The sequence below is a fragment of the Streptomyces sp. NPDC022910 genome (genome assembly GCF_055561075.1).
In genome coordinates this window covers 22,817-39,676 of sequence record NZ_JBVHHL010000067.1, presented here as the reverse complement: position 1 = coordinate 39,676, position 16,860 = coordinate 22,817, and the positions used below count along the sequence as shown (strand labels likewise).

Genomic DNA, 16,860 nt, shown 5'->3' with positions numbered 1-16,860 from the left:
CTCAAGGAACGGACGCTTCCTTTGTACTCACCCGAGAGACTCACTCTCGCGGCTTTCCTCCGGGCGCTTCCCTTCGGTGTTTCAAACTCTATCAGATCTTTCCGATCCGATTTCCTCGGCGCTTTCCAGGTTCCCGCTTTCGCGTTTCCCTTTCCGGCGGTTCCGACTTTATCAGAGACTCTGAGTCGGGATTTCCACCCCGCTGGGGACGGTCCCTGACGCTCGGTTGCGTCGGGTCCCCCGCCGGCGGAGCCGTAAACGTACTGGAGCGAGGCGCCCCGATGCAAATCGGGGCGCCTCGCTCCGGGTTCACCCGCGCGAGGACTTGACGGAACGTCAGACCTCGACGACCACAGGCAGGATCATCGGCCTGCGTCGATACGTGTCCGAGACCCACTTGCCCAGGATCCGCCTCATCAGCTGCTGCAGCTGGTGGGGTTCGACGATCCCGTCCTGGGCCGACTTCTCCAGGGCCTCCGTGACCTTCGGGATCACCGCGTCGAAGGCCGAATCCTCGATGCCCGAGCCGCGGGCCTGGACGTGGGGGCCTCCCGTGATCTTGCCCGTCGAGGAGTCCACCACCACGAAGACCGAGATGATGCCCTCGTCTCCGAGGATCTTCCGGTCCTTCAGCGCCGGCTCGCCGACGTCGCCGACGGAGAGGCCGTCGACGTACACGTATCCCGCCTGGACCTTGCCGGAGATCTTCGCCTTGCCCTCGACGAGGTCGACGACGACGCCGTCCTCGGCGATGACGATCCGGTCGTGCGGGACGCCCGTGAGCGCGCCCAGCTCGGCGTTCGCTCGCAGGTGGCGCCATTCACCGTGGACCGGCATCAGGTTCTTCGGGCGGCAGATGTTGTAGAAGTACAGCAGCTCGCCCGCGGACGCGTGGCCCGAGACATGCACCTTGGCGTTGCCCTTGTGCACGACGTTCGCGCCCCAGCGGGTCAGGCCGTTGATCACGCGGTACACCGCGTTCTCGTTGCCGGGGATCAGCGACGACGCGAGGATCACCGTGTCGCCCCCGACGATGCGGATCTGGTGGTCCCGGTTCGCCATCCGGGACAGGGCGGCCATCGGCTCGCCCTGCGAGCCTGTGCACACCAGCACGATCTCGCTGTCCGGCAGGTCGTCCAGCGTCTTGACGTCCACCACCAGGCCCGGCGGCACCTTCAGGTAGCCCAGGTCCCGGGCGATGCCCATGTTGCGGACCATGGAGCGGCCGACGAAGGCGACCCGGCGGCCGTACTCGTGCGCCGCGTCCAGAATCTGCTGGATGCGGTGGACGTGGCTGGCGAAGCTCGCCACGATGATCCGCTTGCGCGCACCCGCGAAGACCTGGCGCAGGACGTTGGAGATGTCGCGCTCATGCGGGGTGAACCCGGGGACCTCGGCGTTGGTCGAGTCGGTGAGGAGAAGGTCGATACCTTCCTCGCTCAGCCGTGCGAACGCATGGAGATCGGTCAGCCGGTTGTCCAGCGGCAGTTGGTCCATCTTGAAGTCGCCCGTGTGGACCACCATGCCGGCGGGGGTGCGGATGGCGACCGCGAGAGCGTCGGGGATGGAATGGTTGACCGCGACGAACTCGCAGTCGAAGGGGCCGACCCGCTCGCGCTGGCCCTCGGCGACCTCGAGCGTGTACGGCCGGATGCGGTGTTCCTGGAGCTTCGCCTCGATCAGGGCGAGCGTCAGCTTGGAGCCGATCAGCGGGATGTCGGGCTTCTCGCGCAGCAGGAACGGAACGCCGCCGATGTGGTCCTCGTGACCGTGCGTGAGGACGATGCCCTCGACATCGTCCAGGCGGTCCCGGATCGCCGAGAAGTCCGGCAGGATCAGGTCGATTCCGGGCTGCTCCTCCTCGGGGAAGAGCACTCCGCAGTCGACGATCAGTAGGCGGCCGCCGTACTCGAAGACGGTCATGTTTCGGCCGATCTCGCCGAGGCCGCCGAGCGGCGTGATCCGCAGGCCCCCTTCGGGGAGCGGCGGGGGCGGGCCGAGTTCAGGATGCGGATGACTCAAAAGACTCTCCTCACCATGCGCGCCACGTACCTGTAGGGCACGTGGCGCGCATGACGTTCGTGCAAAAGCAGTTATCGGTGTGGGATGCAGGCCCAGTGTCCTGCCTATTCAGTTGTGAAGTCTTTGTCAGAGCTCTACCCCGCCGGCGGCAAGGTCGATCTTGAGCTGGGCGGTCTCCTCGAGTGAGAGCTCGACCATGGGCGGGCGCAGCGGTCCGGCCGGCAGGCCCCGGAGGGCGAGCGCGGCCTTGGTGGTCATGACGCCCTGGGTGCGGAACATTCCGGTGAAGACCGGCAGCAGCTTCTGGTGGATCTCCAACGCCTTCTGGACGTCGCCGCTCACATAGGCCTCGGCCATGGCCCGCAGCTCGGGTGTGACGACATGGCCCACGACCGAGACGAAGCCGACCGCGCCCACGGAGAGCAGGGGCAGGTTGAGCATGTCGTCGCCGGAGTACCAGGCGAGGCCGGACCGGGCGATGGCCCAGCTGGCGCGGCCGAGGTCGCCCTTGGCGTCCTTGTTGGCGACGATCCGCGGGTGCTCGGCCAGTCGGACGATGGTCTCCGTGTTGATCGGGACGCCGCTGCGGCCGGGGATGTCGTAGAGCATGACCGGCAGGTCGGTGGCGTCGGCAATGGCCTTGAAGTGCCGGTACAGGCCCTCCTGCGGGGGCTTGTTGTAGTACGGCGTGACGGTCAGCAGACCGTGTACGCCGACCTTGTGCGCCGCGCGCGCCAGCTCGATGCTGTGGTGGGTGTCGTTCGTACCCACACCGGCGAGGACGTGGGCACGGTCGCCGACGGCCTCCAGGACGGCTCGTACGAGATCCGATTTCTCCGCGTCACTGGTGGTGGGGGACTCGCCGGTGGTGCCGTTGATGATCAGGCCGTCGTTGCCTGCGTCCACCAGGTGGGTGGCGAGCCGCTGCGCGCCGTCGAGGTCGAGTGCGCCGTCCGCCGTGAAGGGCGTGACCATGGCGGTGAGGATCCGCCCGAAGGGGATCTGCGGAGTGGAGGTCGGAGCCATGGGTAACACGCTACTCGCTGCCCTGAGCGGGGTCTGCCCTAGGGGGACGGGGAAAGTCCTGACAAATGCGGAGCCCGGCACTGCCTGCTCGGGGGTTCAAGCAGTACCGGGTCCGTTTGATCAGGCTAGATGAACTTCTCGAAATGCCGCAATACGGACACTTCGGTCGGCTGACCGCACATCTGTGCCCGGGCGGTACACGGGTGCACGCTACGGCGCCACGCGCCCGTTGGCATTGAAGGCGGCGTGCGTGAGCGGCATGAGCTTGGCCCACTCCGCCTCCATCTTCTCCCCGACCATCTCGATCTCGCGCTGCGGGAAGGAGGGCACCTTGGCCAGCTCGTGCTGGGTGCGCAGGCCGAGGAAGTGCATCAGCGAGCGGGCGTTGCAGGTCGCGTACATCGAGGAGAAAAGGCCGACGGGGAGGACCGAGCGGGCGACCTCGCGGGCGACTCCGGCAGCGAGCATCTCCTGGTACGCCTCGTACGCGTGCACGTACGCGTCCTCCATGGCGCGGCCGACCAGTTCCTGCTGTCCCTGGGTGCCCTCCACGAATCGGTACTTGCCGGGGCGGCCCTCCTGGACGAGCTTGCGGGACTCGTCGGGAACGTAGAAGACCGGCTGAAGCTCGCGGTAGCGCCCGCTCTCCTCGTTGTAGGAGTTGTGCACGACGATGCCGTTGGCCAGGAAATTGTGCCAGGGGCCTTCGACTGAGAGGTCGTACGTCATCTCCTCGCCGTCGTCTTCAATGGCGACGACAAGATCCGGCACGGCCTTCGCAACCTCGCCGCCGCGTCGGACCAGGGCCTGTTCCTCGGCGCTTTTTGCCCCGTGGCAGGGCTCGCACGCTGGAGCGAGGTTCCCCTCGTCGAGGGCCCGGACCAGATCGCCCGAGACCGGGACCACGTGATCGAGCGCAAGCTGGGCACGGGGGAAGTCCCGCCCACAGAGGTGGCAGGTGTCGGTCTCCTTGATCAGCCGCTGTCGCTGCGTGGAAGTCCATACGCCGATGCCGCGCCGCAGGCTCGGCGGAACCGGGGCCTGTGACGGGCGGGGGGCGCCGCCTGCCGCCATGACGGCGTCCCCCACCGCGAGCTCGCCCGCCTTGCGCCAGCCGTCAGGGGTGAACACCGCGTGCTCCACCGTGCAGCGCAGCACTTTGCCGGAGGCCGTGGTGACCTTGATCAGGGGTTTGACGCCGGATTCGATCACATCGACGATACTGGCCCGCTGAGCGAGGAGCGTCTCCTCGTCGTAACAGCGCACATGGTTGCGACGCACCGATTCGAGCTTGCGGAGACGGGTGCTCGGGTGCTCCTCGCGGAACTCCGCCACCGCGGACTCGGCCGCCTCACGGCTCTCGTAGAGGCCGAGGTAGTGGTTGGTCTGACCACGTCCGACCTGAGCCATCCACTTGCCGGCCCGACTGTGCCAGGTCACGCCGCCGGCGGAATGCGGCAACCGGTCCTCGACGCCCAGATGCCAGAGCTTGTACAGCTCGGCGATGGTGCGCCGACGAATATTGCCTGCTTCGCTCTCAAGAGTGATCTCGGTGTCACCTGCGATGCACCAGCCCACGCGGTGTCTCATGAACTCGCGGAAGACGAAGATCGGGGCGCTGATGAAGAAGGTCATCGAGTTGTGCTCGAAGGGGCTGCCGTGCCGGTCCCGCATCAGATAGTTGATCAGGCCCTTGGAGCGCTCCGGGTCCTTCTTCAGCTCGTCCAGGGACTGCTCGCCGGCGGTGGAGACGCGGGCGGCCCACAGCACGTCGGAGTCGGCCGCGCTGTGCTTGACCAGTTCGACGGTGACGTCGCTGCGGAAGCTGGGCTTGAGGTCGTCGGCGGGGGTGTCGGTCACGGTGTGGAAGGTCCTTCCCATCACAAGCTCGGGCGGCGCCCACTCTACGGCCCGGCACCGACAACGGGGCGTTCGGTACCGGGCCGCGACATTCGTCGGCGAACTTCAGCGAAATCGGCGAAAGAGGGCACCTTCTGCGTTTCTCGCGCGTCTGTGTTGGTGACGACGATCCGTTCGCGTCACCTGGTGGTCACCCACCTCGGGTCCCCGATCCCTGCGAGCCCTCAGAGGAGAAGCGCTCCCCATGTCCCGTCGGCGCGAGCCCGTTCCGTTCGCCTTCCTCGCCGAAGCCGACTCGTTCCGCAGCAATGTCACTCCCCCGCCCCGCGAGCGTGCCTCCGCCAGTCAGAAGGCCGGGCGCTGGCTCATGGGTCTCACCATCGTCGCGGGGCTCGTCGGCGCCCTGGTCATAGGCATGCCCTCCATGTCGCACCAGTCGCCCGCAGCGACACAGCACTCCGAGGCGTCCAACGGGCGGTGACGCGCCGGTCGTCCGACTGGCGCAGAGGCACCGCCCTCGGCCCCCCAAGGGTGGTGAGCGAGGACACGGCTCGATAGCCTCACCGGGCACAGCCCCATGGACCGAGTGAGGATCAGCCGTGCCCCTGCCCTTCCTGACGGCCGACCGTGCTTCCGAGCAGGCTGCGGACGACATCCCGCTGCCCTACGACAATCGCGACCGCTGGCGGCGCCCCTACCGTCCCGGCCCCTGGCGGGTGGGCTCGGCCGCCCTCCTGCTGCTGCTCGCCTCGTACGTGCTCTTCGCGGGGGTCATCATCGCGTTCACCGGCACACTCACCGGCGCCGGCACGATCCTCGGCATCGCCTTGGCCGTTGTCGCCGTGGCCCTGCGGCTGCTGCGGGGAGGTGTCTGGGTGAGCGCGCGCGGACTGCGCCGGGTGGGTTTCCTCGGCACGCGTACGGTGCCCTGGGAGCGGATCGTCTCGGTACGGACGGTGCAGCAGCCGGTGCGCTGGCTCGGGCTGCCGCGGACGGTGCAGGGGCAGGCGCTGATCCTCGTACGCAAGGACCGTGCGCCCGAGGACGTGCCGCCGCTGCTGACCACGCACGGCGCCGACTTCCTGGCGCGTCCGCAGGCCTTCGACCGGGCGGCGGACACGGTCGAGGCGTGGGCCGCGGAGTACTGCCGGGGCTGACGCGATACGCAGAGAAGGGGCCGCCCCGCGCAGTGCGGGGCGGCCGGCCCCTTCGTCGTCAGGTACCGCTGCCGGCGGCCCGTACGGGCGTCGTACGGATCAGGCCTCGGCCGTCTGGCCCTCGTGCAGGGCGATCGCCCGCTGCATCGCCTTGCGGGCACGGGGCGTGTCACGGGCGTCGTGGTAGGCGATCGCCAGCCGGAACCAGCTGCGCCAGTCCTCCGGGGCCGCCTCCGTCTCGGCCTTGCGCTTGGCGAAGACCTCGTCGGCCGATTCCCGGTCGATCCGGCCGCCCGGGGTGCGCCTCAGCTCGTCGACGGGCAGGCCGCCCTCGGCGTCCAGCTCGGCGGCGAGCCGGTTGGCCTTGCGGACGAACTGCGTGTTCTTCCACAGGAACCAGACTCCGATCACCGGCAGGATCAGCACGGCGATGCCGAAGGTGACGGTGACCAGGGTGCCGTTCTGGATCAGGAGCACACCGCGGCTGCCGACCAGGACGAAGTAGACGACCAGGACGGCGGCCGTGACAGCGTAGGTGATCTTGGCGCGCATGGACGGCTACTTCAGGTCCAGGAAGTGCTCCAGGCCGAAGGTCAGGCCCGGAGTGGTCACGACGCGACGGACGCCGAGCAGGATGCCCGGCATGAAGCTGCTGTGGTGCAGGGAGTCGTGGCGGATGGTGAGGGTCTCGCCCTCGCCGCCGAGCAGCACCTCCTGGTGGGCGAGCAGGCCGCGCAGGCGGACGGCGTGCACCGGGACACTGTCGACGTTCGCCCCGCGGGCGCCGTCCAGGGCCGTCACCGTGGCATCGGGCTGCGGGGCGCTGCCCGCCTTCTCGCGCGCGGCGGCGATGAGCTGGGCGGTGCGCGTGGCGGTTCCGCTGGGGGCGTCCACCTTGTTCGGGTGGTGCAGCTCGATGACCTCGACGGACTCGAAGTACGGGGCGGCCACCTCGGCGAACTTCATGGTCAGCACGGCGCCGATGGAGAAGTTCGGGGCGATGAGGACGCCCGTTTCCGGGGACTGGGCAAGCCAGCCGTTCAGCTGTGCGAGGCGCTCGTCGGTCCAGCCGGTGGTTCCCACCACTGCGTGGATGCCGTGCCGTACGCAGAAGTCGAGGTTGCCCATCACCGAGGCCGGGGTGGTCAGCTCGACCGCCACCTGGGCGCCGGCGGCCACGAGGGTCTCCAGCTTGTCGCCGCTGCCGAGGGCGGCGACCAGTTCCATGTCCTCGGCGGCTTCGACGGCCCGCACCGCCTCCGAACCGATCCGGCCCTTGGCGCCGAGGACCGCCACGCGCAGCTTGCTCATCTCTCTTGCTTCCTTACCGGAGGGGTTCAGGCGACGGCTTCGTGCAGACGGGACGCCTGCTTGTCCTTGAGCGGACCGATGACCGACAGCGAGGGCCGCTGTCCCAGGATGTCCCGGGCCACGGACCGGACGTCGTCCGGAGTGACGGCGGCTATCCGGGCCAGCATGTCGTCGACGGACATCTGGTCGCCCCAGCACAGCTCGCTCTTGCCGATACGGTTCATCAGCGCGCCTGTGTCCTCGAGTCCGAGGACCGTGGAGCCCCGGAGCTGACCGATGGCACGAGCGATCTCGTCGTCGGACAGGCCGTGCTCGGCGACGTGGTCCAGCTCGTCGCGGCAGATCTTCAGCACGTCGTGCACCTGGCTGGGACGGCAGCCCGCGTAGACGCCGAAGAGACCGCAGTCGGCGAAGCCGGACGTGTACGAGTACACGCTGTACGCGAGGCCCCGCTTCTCCCGGACCTCCTGGAACAGGCGGGACGACATGCCGCCACCGAGAGCCGTGTTCAGCACGCCGAGCGCCCAGCGGCGGTCGTCGGTGCGGGCCAGGCCGGGCATGCCGAGGACGACGTGCGCCTGTTCGGTCTTGCGGCCCAGCAGCTCGACGCGGCCGGTCGTGCGGATGGCGCGGCGGCCGTCGCGCGGGGCGATGGGTGTGGCGTCCGTCCGGGCGAGGGCGCCGGCCTTCTCGAAGGCGGCACGCACCTGACGTACCACCTTGTTGTGGTCGATGTTGCCTGCGCACGCGACGACCAGGTGGGTGGGGTCGTAGTGCTTCTTGTAGAAGCGGCGGATGCGGTCGGCGCTCAAGGCGTTGACGGTGTCGACCGTGCCGAGGACCGGGCGGCCGAGCGCGTTGTCGCCGAACATGGTGTGCGCGAACAGGTCGTGCACACAGTCGCCCGGGTCGTCCTCCGTCATCGCGATCTCCTCGAGGATCGCGCCCCGCTCGACGTTGACGTCCTCCTCGAGGATCAGCGAGCCGGTGAGCATGTCACAGACGACGTCGATGGCGAGCGGCAGGTCCGCGTCGAGCACGCGTGCGTAGTAGCACGTGTACTCCTTGGCCGTGAACGCGTTCATCTCGCCGCCGACCGCGTCGATCGCGGAGGAGATGTCGAGGGCGCTCCTGCGCTGCGTGCCCTTGAAGAGCAGGTGTTCCAGGTAGTGCGTGGCGCCGTTCAGGGACGGCGTCTCGTCGCGCGAGCCGACGTGCGCCCAGATGCCGAAGGTGGCGGAGCGCACGGAGGGCAGCGTCTCGGTGACGACGCGCAGACCGCCCGGGAGGGTTGTCTTACGGACCGTACCGATGCCGTTCACGCCCTTGATCAGGGTTTGGGTATGGGCGACGGCCCGCGCCTCCGAAGAGGTGCGGGCCGTCGCCTTGAAGCCACGGGACGTCACTTGTCGGTGTCGTCCTTCGTCTCGGAGCCGCTGTCGGATGCGGCGCCTTCGCCCTCGCCCTCGATCACCGGGATGAGGGAGAGCTTGCCGCGGGAGTCGATCTCGGCGATCTCGACCTGGACCTTCTGGCCCACACCGACCACGTCCTCGACGTTCTCCACGCGCTTGCCGCCGGCCAGCTTGCGGATCTGCGAGATGTGCAGCAGGCCGTCCTTGCCCGGGAGCAGCGAGACGAACGCACCGAAGGTGGTGGTCTTCACGACCGTGCCCAGGTAGCGCTCGCCGACCTCCGGCATGGTCGGGTTGGCGATGCCGTTGATCGTGGCGCGGGCGGCCTCGGCGGACGGGCCGTCGGCGGCACCGATGTAGATGGTGCCGTCGTCCTCGATCGTGATCTCGGCGCCGGTGTCCTCCTGGATCTGGTTGATCATCTTGCCCTTGGGGCCGATGACCTCGCCGATCTTGTCGACCGGGATCTTGACGGTGATGATCCGCGGGGCGTTCGGGGACATCGCGTCGGGCCGGTCGATGGCCTCCGTCATCACATCAAGGATGTGGAGACGGGCGTCACGGGCCTGCTTCAGGGCGGCGGCCAGGACGGAGGCCGGGATGCCGTCCAGCTTGGTGTCGAGCTGGAGGGCGGTCACGAACTCCTTGGTGCCGGCGACCTTGAAGTCCATGTCGCCGAAGGCGTCCTCGGCGCCGAGGATGTCGGTCAGCGTCACGTAGTGCGTCTCGCCGTCGATCTCCTGGGAGATCAGACCCATGGCGATACCGGCGACCGGGGCCTTCAGCGGCACACCGGCGTTCAGCAGCGACATGGTGGAGGCGCAGACCGAGCCCATGGACGTCGAGCCGTTGGACCCGAGGGCCTCGGAGACCTGACGGATCGCGTACGGGAAGTCCTCGCGCGAGGGCAGAACCGGGAGCAGGGCGCGCTCGGCGAGGGCGCCGTGGCCGATCTCGCGGCGCTTCGGGGAGCCGACGCGGCCGGTCTCACCGGTGGAGTACGGCGGGAAGTTGTAGTTGTGCATGTAGCGCTTGCGGGTCACCGGCGAGAGGGTGTCCAGCTGCTGCTCCATGCGGAGCATGTTCAGCGTGGTGACGCCCAGGATCTGGGTCTCGCCACGCTCGAACAGGGCCGAACCGTGCACCCGCGGGATGGCCTCGACCTCGGCGGCGAGCGTACGGATGTCCGTCACGCCGCGGCCGTCGATGCGCTTCTTCTCCTTGATGACGCGCTCGCGGACCAGCTGCTTGGTCAGCGCGCGGTACGCGGCGGAGATCTCCTTCTCGCGGCCTTCGAACTCCGGCAGGAGCTTCTCGGCGGCGAGCTGCTTGACGCGGTCGAGCTCGGCCTCGCGCTCCTGCTTGCCGGCGATGGTGAGCGCCTGGGCGAGCTCGGGGCGGACCGCGGCGGTCAGCGCCTCCAGGACGTCGTCCTGGAAGTCGAGGAAGATCGGGAACTCACCGGTCGGCTTGGCGGCCTTCGCGGCGAGGTCCGACTGGGCCTTGCACAGCACCTTGATGAAGGGCTTCGCGGCCTCCAGACCGGCGGCCACGACCTCCTCGGTGGGCGCCTCGATGCCGCCCTGGACGAGCTTGATGGTGTGCTCGGTGGCCTCGGCCTCGACCATCATGATCGCGACGTCGCCGTCCTCCAGGGCGCGGCCCGCGACGACCATGTCGAAGACGGCGTCCTCGAGCTCGCTGTGCGTCGGGAAGGCCACCCACTGGCCGTTGATCAGCGCGACGCGGACGCCGCCGATCGGGCCGGAGAAGGGCAGACCGGCCAGCTGCGTGGACGCGGACGCGGCGTTGATCGCCACGACGTCGTACAGGTGGTCGGGGTTGAGCGCCATGATCGTGGCGACGACCTGGATCTCGTTGCGCAGGCCCTTCTTGAAGGACGGGCGCAGCGGACGGTCGATGAGCCGGCAGGTGAGGATGGCGTCCTCGGACGGGCGGCCCTCACGGCGGAAGAAGGAACCGGGGATCTTCCCGGCCGCGTACATCCGCTCCTCGACGTCGACCGTCAGCGGGAAGAAGTCGAGCTGGTCCTTGGGGTTCTTGGACGCGGTGGTGGCCGACAGCACCATGGTGTCGTCGTCCAGATACGCCACGGCGGAGCCGGCGGCCTGCTTGGCCAGGCGGCCCGTCTCGAAGCGGATCGTACGGGTGCCGAAGGAGCCGTTGTCGATGACGGCCTCGGCGTAGTGGGTCTCGTTCTCCACTAGCGTTTTCTCCTCGTCTTCGTCCCTGGCTGCCCGTGTGGCAGGGGGACGGTGGCGGAGAAGCGCTCCGTCTGGTGCGGGCCGGTCTTCGATCGAAGCACCCGGGGCTCACTTCCCCCGGGGGCCACTACCGAGGACCGGCGGCGGCGAGGTGCGCTTCTCCTCGTTCGGTGTGTGCGGAGACGCCCGGGGCGGGCGTTCCTGGCACTGTGTCGTACGTATTGGGTTTTGCGTTGTGCTACCACACTACAAAGCGGTGGTGACAGTCCGCACGTACAGCAAAGGGAGCGGCCCCCTTCTCGCGGGAACCGCTCCCTCCACGGCGTCTTACCTGGCGCCCGCCGCACCGCGGCGGATGCCGAGACGGTCGACCAGCGTACGGAAGCGCTGGATGTCCTTCTTGGCCAGGTACTGCAGCAGGCGGCGACGCTGACCGACCAGGATCAGCAGACCACGGCGGGAGTGGTGGTCGTGCTTGTGGGTCTTGAGGTGCTCGGTCAGGTCGGAGATGCGGCGGGACAGCAGGGCGACCTGGACCTCGGGGGAGCCGGTGTCCGCCTCCTTGGTACCGAATTCGGCGATGATCTGCTTCTTCGTAGCGGCGTCGAGCGACACGCGTACTCCTCGTAGTCTTCTGAGTGCCACCGAGTGCCCCTGGTCTTCGTCTCAGGGTGCTTCCGTGACTCGGGAGGCGGGGATCCGCTGGGCGCGGCCTCCAGATCCCTGGGTGACCCTTTGGGGGTCTTGGGCGGGGGTCCGGGGGTGCGTACACGAACGGCCGTCACACAGGGTACCAGCCTGGGTGGACGTCGTTGTCCGGCCGGTCGACCGCTCCGCCCTGCTCGGCGCTCCCGATGCCGATGGCCCCCAGCACGGGGTGTTTGGGGTACTTCGGGTCCGGCGAGGGTTTCCGCTCGGCGAATGAAGACACGGCCCTGCTCGACGACGATGTCCGAGTGCTCCGGACTGCTCAGCGTGTACTCGTCGTCGCTCGGCAGGGTGAAGAAGAGGAACGGTGTTTCCTTACCGGTGCCCGGGTTCCGGAGCACGACCGCCGCCGGACCGATTTCGTCCGCAGTGCGCCGGTACACCAGGAGCTGGTCTCCACTCGTCCTCAGCGAGTGGACGGGCTGCAGCGCCCATGGCCACCGCGCCCCGCGTCATGGTCAGGTTGATGTTCGTCACGTACGCGACGGCGGCGTCCGGCAGCCGCGCGCCAGGGCTTCTTGCCGTTGTCGAGGTCGAAGGACAGGACCTCGTCGCAGACGCCGGCTTCCTCGGTCCCCTTGCGCTGGGAAGGCTGCACGACCACCGCGGTGACGTGTGGCGTGGTGGCACAGAGGTGGCCGTCCAGCTTGATGGTCCACGCCTTCTCGTCCGCCGAGCGGGCGCCGATCCTGAAGCCGGTGATCGTGTCGGCGACGCCCTTGGCGAAGATCTTCCGGTCGCCCATGTGCCCGGCGCGTAACGGGGGTCGCGTCGTTCTTCTCGAGATGCTCCTCCTCGTGGTCGATCACCACGGTCCTCCCGGGGGGTGCGCGGAGTCTTCTCGACCGTTTCTCTGATCTCGTCCGGAGCCTGCCGGACCACCGCAGCCTCGGTGTCCGCGGTCGTACGGCCGGACTGGGACCGCATCAGCCCACCAACGACGCCCAGCACGGCGGAGAGCGCGCGGGTCGCGACGGCGAGCACTCGTCTGCGGCGCCTGGCCCGGGGCACGGTCCGCCGCCAGGGCGGACTGAAAGTGCAAGGCAGAAGGTGGCCGAAGCTCACGTCGGATTGCCGGGCTCACACGTCTTCCGCGCGAGTCTCAGGACCGCGCCACCCCCGTGCCGCATTACTCATGTGATACCGGGCGCCACTTTGGCCCTGGACATGACGCTTCCAACTGCAAAGTCTCCGCGGAGTAGTCGGCAGCCTCTCCCACCTACGGCGACGCCTCCGCCCAAGTACTGTGAGCGCGTAGCTCGTTCGTACGTCGCGAAGGGACCGTCCACGATGGCCGATGCGCTGGACAAGGAAGTCAGGGAACGGAAAGAGCGCGAGAAGGACGAGCTGTACGCCCTCGACATCTCGGGAGTCCAGTGGCACAGCGCTCCCGGGACCGAGGAGCACGAGGAGCGCGTCGAGATCGCCTATTTGCCGGGGGGTGCGGTCGCCATGCGGTCGTCGCTCGATCCGGACACCGTGCTGAGGTACACGGAGGCCGAGTGGCGAGCCTTCGTTCTCGGCGCGCGGGACGGGGAGTTCGATCTGAAGCCGGCTCCGCACGACGGCGGGCTGGAGGCGGACACCGCTCAGTAACACACGTGACACCGCGTCCCCACCGGCTCCGCCCCTGCCGACCCGCCGACCGCCACCCGCGCGAAGCACCGCCTCCGACTCCGCACTCCGGCGATCCGCAACCGGCGGCTGATCGGCCGACCGAAACCAAGCCGGGACTGTTGGGGACACCATGGAGCGTGGACTGATCGGCGACGATTGTCGGCCGATTGGGCACAACCGCGGTCTGCCATGAGGTGGTTGCGACCGTTTCGCACCCTGCTTTCGTCTGGTTTGTTCGCCACTTCGATTCGGTTTGTCAACGGCCTCCGCTCGTAAGCGAGTCACGCGTGGGCGGGATGTGACGCCATGGGCGGGCGCGGAGCCGCGGACGGGCCTGCCGTGGGGGCGCTCATGGTGATTAGGCTGGGACAGGGCGCCACACCGGAACCTGTGGCGGGCCGTCGGCGCCCCAGGGGGATTGCCGGGCGGAATCGGACGAAGTCGGACGACTTCGTACAACGAGAGCGGTCGTCCCAGCACGGCATGAGGGTGCTCGACCACACCAGGAGGAACTGTGAACAGCGATCGGAACGGGATCCGCGGGGGCTGGGCTTCACCCGACGATGACCAGTCCGACGCCGAGTCCGCCACCGAGATGACGGGCGAGTTCACCATCGACTACGCGCCGCCCGCCTGGTACACGCCGAACGCGTCCGAGGGGTCGGCGGACACGTCGTCGGAGACGGCCGCACAGGCTCCCGCCGCGCCGGTTCCGCCCGCGCCCACGGCGCCCGTCCCACCTGCACCGTCGACTGCGTCCGCCGAGGCGGGCACGCCCGCGCCGACCGCACCCGCTCCACCGGTCGGGAACCCGGTCGACGTGCCGAGCCCGTCGTCCGACGACGGTTTTCCCGTGTGGACCCCACCGGCCGAGGCGCCCTCGGAGGGGCCGGAGAGCGACACGGCAGGCGAAGGCGCGCAGGACAGCGGCGACTTCGAACTGTCCGCGCCCTCGGCGGACGCTGCCTCACCTGCTTCGGTCGACGGCCAGGAGACGGGCGGCCCGGAGGCCGTGGCGAACGCCGGTGCCGAGAGTGGACAGGACTCCGCCGCCGACGCGAGCGGTGCCGTCGACGGCGCCGGTGACTCCGGCCCCGCCCCGCACGTGACGGGGGAGGCCCAGGGGAAGTCCTCCGGTGATGCGGCGGCCCCGGACGCGAAGGAGACCTCGCCGACGCCGCCCGTGGCCGCGGTTCCCGCCACCTCCGGGACCGGCGCCTCCGACGCGTCGGAGGCCCCGTCTCCCGACACCACGTCCGCCGATGTCGTCGCCGACGCCGCCTCGGCGGACGCCGGAGGGCACAGCACCGAGCACGAGGGCGGCCGGAGCACGCTGTCCAAGGGCGCTGACGCCGCCGACGCCGCCGGTGCCGTTCCCGCCGTCTCCCAGGACGCCGGGGCGGCCCCCGCCCCGGACGCCTCCGGGAACGTACAGCCGCCGCAGGGCTGGACCCCGCCGCCGGTGCCGCAGAGCACGGTCCCGCCGCTGCCGCCCGCCTACCAGCCGGCCGCTCCCGGTCCCGCGGCACAGTGGCCCGCCATGCCCCAGGCCGCCGATGCCGCGGCGCAGGGGCAGCCCCAGCCGCAGCCGCCCGTTCCGCCTCAGCAGCCGCCGTCCCAGCCGCAGGCGCCGCAGACCGCTCCCGCTGCCTGGAACCAGCCCGCGCCGAGCACGCCCGCCGACGGGCAGCAGGCCGGCTACGGATTCCCGCAGCCCGGCGTCCCGGCTCCCCCGGCGCCCGGCCCGGCCGGCGACACCCCGCCCGCGCAGGCCGGTTACGGATTCCCTCAGCCGGGAGTCCCGACTCCCCCGGCACCCAACCCCGCTGCCCAGCAGGCGGGTTACGGATTCCCGCAGCCGAGCGCGCCCGTGCCGGCGCAGAGCGGCTACGGCTTCCCCCAGCCCAACCCACAGGCACCAGCACCGGCTCCACACGCCCAGGCGCCGAACGCGCAGACGCCTGCCCCGGCTCCCCATGCCCAGGCTCCGCAGCCGAGCGCCCCCGCGCCTCACCACCCTTCCGGCCCGCAGTCTCCGGCACCCCAGGCCGGCTACGGCTTCCCGCCCCAGGCCGCGGCCAACTCCCCGGCGCAGCCCGGTGGTCATGGTTTCCCGCAGCCGCCCGCCCAGCCGCAGCCCCCGGTCGATCCGCGCGCTGGGTCCACCTGGCCGCAGCCCGTGCAGCACGATCAGCGGCAGCAGACCCACCCCGGTGTCGCGCCCCTGGGATACACCGCCGCAGTGGAGTTGTCCTCCGACCGGCTGCTCAACAACAAGAAGCAGAAGGCGAAGAGCGGCCGTCCGGCCGGGGTCGGTGGCCGGTTCAAGCTCGGCGGCAAGAAGGAGGAGGCCGAGCGGCAGCGGAAGCTGGACCTGATCCGCACGCCGGTGCTGTCGTGCTACCGGATCGCCGTCATCAGCCTCAAGGGCGGTGTCGGCAAGACGACCACGACCACCGCGCTGGGCTCCACGCTCGCCACCGAGCGGCAGGACAAGATCCTGGCGATCGACGCCAACCCGGACGCCGGCACGCTCGGCCGTCGGGTGCGCCGCGAGACCGGCGCGACCATCCGCGACCTCGTCCAGGCGATCCCGTACCTCAACTCGTACATGGACATCCGGCGGTTCACGTCCCAGGCCCCCTCCGGCCTGGAGATCATCGCCAACGACGTCGACCCGGCCGTCTCCACGACCTTCAATGACGAGGACTACCGGCGCGCGATCGACGTGCTCGGCAAGCAGTACCCGATCATCCTCACCGACTCCGGCACGGGTCTGCTGTACAGCGCGATGCGCGGTGTGCTCGACCTCGCCGACCAGCTCATCATCATCTCGACGCCGTCGGTCGACGGCGCGAGCAGCGCGAGCACGACGCTGGACTGGCTGTCGGCGCACGGGTACGCGGACCTGGTCGCCAGGTCCATCACCGTCATCTCAGGGGTGCGCGAGACCGGAAAGATGATCAAGGTGGAGGACATCGTCGCGCACTTCGAGACGCGGTGCCGCGGTGTCGTGGTCGTGCCGTTCGACGAGCACCTGGCGGCGGGCGCGGAGGTCGACCTCGACATGATGCGGCCGAAGGTTCGGGAGGCGTACTTCACGCTGGCCGCGATGGTCGCCGAGGACATCGCACGACACCAGCAGTCGCACGGGCTGTGGACCTCGGACGGCAACCCGCCCCCGGTCGCCGCGCCACCGCTGCCGGGCCAGCCGCTTCCCGGCCAGATCCCGGGGCAGCCGGTCCCCGGCCAGCACATCCCCGGTCAGTACATCCCTGGCCGGCCCGTGCCGGGCCAGATCCCGCAGCCGCCGCAGTCCGCCCCGGGGCACCCGCAGCCGGGCGGGCCGGAGCAGCCCCAGCCGGGTCAGGCCGCGCAGCCCCAGCCGGGCCGGCCGTACTCGCCTCAGCCCGGCCAGACCCCGCCTCCGCCGCCCCAGCAGTAGGCGCAGATCTCCGACAGGGGCCATGACGGCAACGAGAACGGGGCGGCCCGCGCCTGATGGCGCGGGCCGCCCCG

13 protein-coding genes and 3 pseudogenes are annotated in these 16,860 nt (G+C 69.7%); 4 read left to right on the top strand and 12 right to left on the bottom strand.

The genetic code is table 11. From position 1 onward, the window contains the following. Positions 1–336: 336 nt before the first annotated feature. From ACZ3TS_RS36815 to ACZ3TS_RS36795, 5 genes and pseudogenes are all read right to left on the bottom strand, one after another. Positions 337–2,022 carry a ribonuclease J gene (locus tag ACZ3TS_RS36815; RefSeq protein ID WP_467626278.1) on the bottom strand — a complete coding sequence of 562 codons (1,686 nt, stop codon included), beginning with the start codon at positions 2,020–2,022 and terminating at the stop codon, positions 337–339. A gap of 126 nt (positions 2,023–2,148) precedes the next feature. Further along, positions 2,149–3,048: a 4-hydroxy-tetrahydrodipicolinate synthase gene (gene dapA / locus ACZ3TS_RS36810; RefSeq protein WP_467626277.1), complete on the bottom strand. Its 900-nt coding sequence runs from the start codon at positions 3,046–3,048 to the stop codon at positions 2,149–2,151. Between the two features lie 210 nt (positions 3,049–3,258). Further along, a pseudogene (thyX, locus tag ACZ3TS_RS36805) lies at positions 3,259–3,708 on the bottom strand (FAD-dependent thymidylate synthase); the annotation flags it as partial. A 3-nt stretch (positions 3,709–3,711) separates the two neighbouring features. Continuing rightward, a pseudogene (locus ACZ3TS_RS36800) lies at positions 3,712–4,458 on the bottom strand (HNH endonuclease); the annotation flags it as partial. A 159-nt stretch (positions 4,459–4,617) separates the two neighbouring features. After that, positions 4,618–4,908: pseudogene (locus ACZ3TS_RS36795) on the bottom strand (FAD-dependent thymidylate synthase); the annotation flags it as partial. Positions 4,909–5,152: 244 nt separating this feature from the next. On the opposite strand from ACZ3TS_RS36795, the gene ACZ3TS_RS36790 reads away from it, so the two are divergent. Together ACZ3TS_RS36790 and ACZ3TS_RS36785 are read left to right on the top strand one after the other, a co-directional pair. Continuing rightward, positions 5,153–5,389 (top strand): hypothetical protein, encoded by a 237-nt coding sequence (locus ACZ3TS_RS36790; protein WP_467626275.1) that lies wholly within the window; start codon positions 5,153–5,155, stop codon positions 5,387–5,389. A 118-nt stretch (positions 5,390–5,507) separates the two neighbouring features. Further along, positions 5,508–6,065, top strand: coding sequence for a PH domain-containing protein (locus ACZ3TS_RS36785; protein WP_467626273.1), 558 nt, complete (start codon positions 5,508–5,510; stop codon positions 6,063–6,065). Positions 6,066–6,164: 99 nt separating this feature from the next. Here the strand turns inward: ACZ3TS_RS36785 and ACZ3TS_RS36780 are convergent, their stop codons facing one another. The 7 genes from ACZ3TS_RS36780 to ACZ3TS_RS36750 all read right to left on the bottom strand — a co-directional run bounded on the left by ACZ3TS_RS36780 (position 6,165) and on the right by ACZ3TS_RS36750 (position 12,469). Then, positions 6,165–6,617 carry a tetratricopeptide repeat protein gene (locus ACZ3TS_RS36780; protein ID WP_467626272.1) on the bottom strand — a complete coding sequence of 151 codons (453 nt, stop codon included), beginning with the start codon at positions 6,615–6,617 and terminating at the stop codon, positions 6,165–6,167. Positions 6,618–6,623: 6 nt separating this feature from the next. Next, on the bottom strand, positions 6,624–7,376 hold the full coding sequence (gene dapB, locus ACZ3TS_RS36775) for a 4-hydroxy-tetrahydrodipicolinate reductase (protein WP_467626270.1): 753 nt from the start codon (positions 7,374–7,376) through the stop codon (positions 6,624–6,626). 26 nt (positions 7,377–7,402) lie between these two features. Further along, positions 7,403–8,782 (bottom strand): M16 family metallopeptidase, encoded by a 1,380-nt coding sequence (locus ACZ3TS_RS36770; RefSeq protein WP_467626269.1) that lies wholly within the window; start codon positions 8,780–8,782, stop codon positions 7,403–7,405. Further along, the gene (locus ACZ3TS_RS36765) at positions 8,779–11,016 is read right to left on the bottom strand and encodes a polyribonucleotide nucleotidyltransferase (protein WP_467626267.1); all 2,238 of its coding nucleotides are present in this window, start codon (positions 11,014–11,016) and stop codon (positions 8,779–8,781) included. The genes ACZ3TS_RS36770 and ACZ3TS_RS36765 overlap by 4 nt, the downstream gene beginning before the upstream one ends. Before the next feature lie 327 nt (positions 11,017–11,343). After that, a complete protein-coding gene (rpsO, locus tag ACZ3TS_RS36760) occupies positions 11,344–11,631 on the bottom strand; it encodes a 30S ribosomal protein S15 (protein ID WP_467626265.1) in 288 nt (95 codons plus the stop codon). A gap of 166 nt (positions 11,632–11,797) precedes the next feature. Beyond that, positions 11,798–11,947: a hypothetical protein gene (locus ACZ3TS_RS36755; RefSeq protein ID WP_467626264.1), complete on the bottom strand. Its 150-nt coding sequence runs from the start codon at positions 11,945–11,947 to the stop codon at positions 11,798–11,800. 183 nt (positions 11,948–12,130) lie between these two features. Next, positions 12,131–12,469 carry a hypothetical protein gene (locus ACZ3TS_RS36750; protein WP_467626262.1) on the bottom strand — a complete coding sequence of 113 codons (339 nt, stop codon included), beginning with the start codon at positions 12,467–12,469 and terminating at the stop codon, positions 12,131–12,133. A 545-nt stretch (positions 12,470–13,014) separates the two neighbouring features. Between ACZ3TS_RS36750 and ACZ3TS_RS36745 the strand changes: the two genes are divergently transcribed. Then, positions 13,015–13,320, top strand: a complete 306-nt coding sequence (locus tag ACZ3TS_RS36745; protein ID WP_467626261.1) for a DUF397 domain-containing protein — start codon at positions 13,015–13,017, stop codon at positions 13,318–13,320. Positions 13,321–13,855: 535 nt separating this feature from the next. Further along, positions 13,856–16,786, top strand: coding sequence for an SCO5717 family growth-regulating ATPase (locus ACZ3TS_RS36740; RefSeq protein ID WP_467626259.1), 2,931 nt, complete (start codon positions 13,856–13,858; stop codon positions 16,784–16,786). Positions 16,787–16,860: the final 74 nt, after the last annotated feature.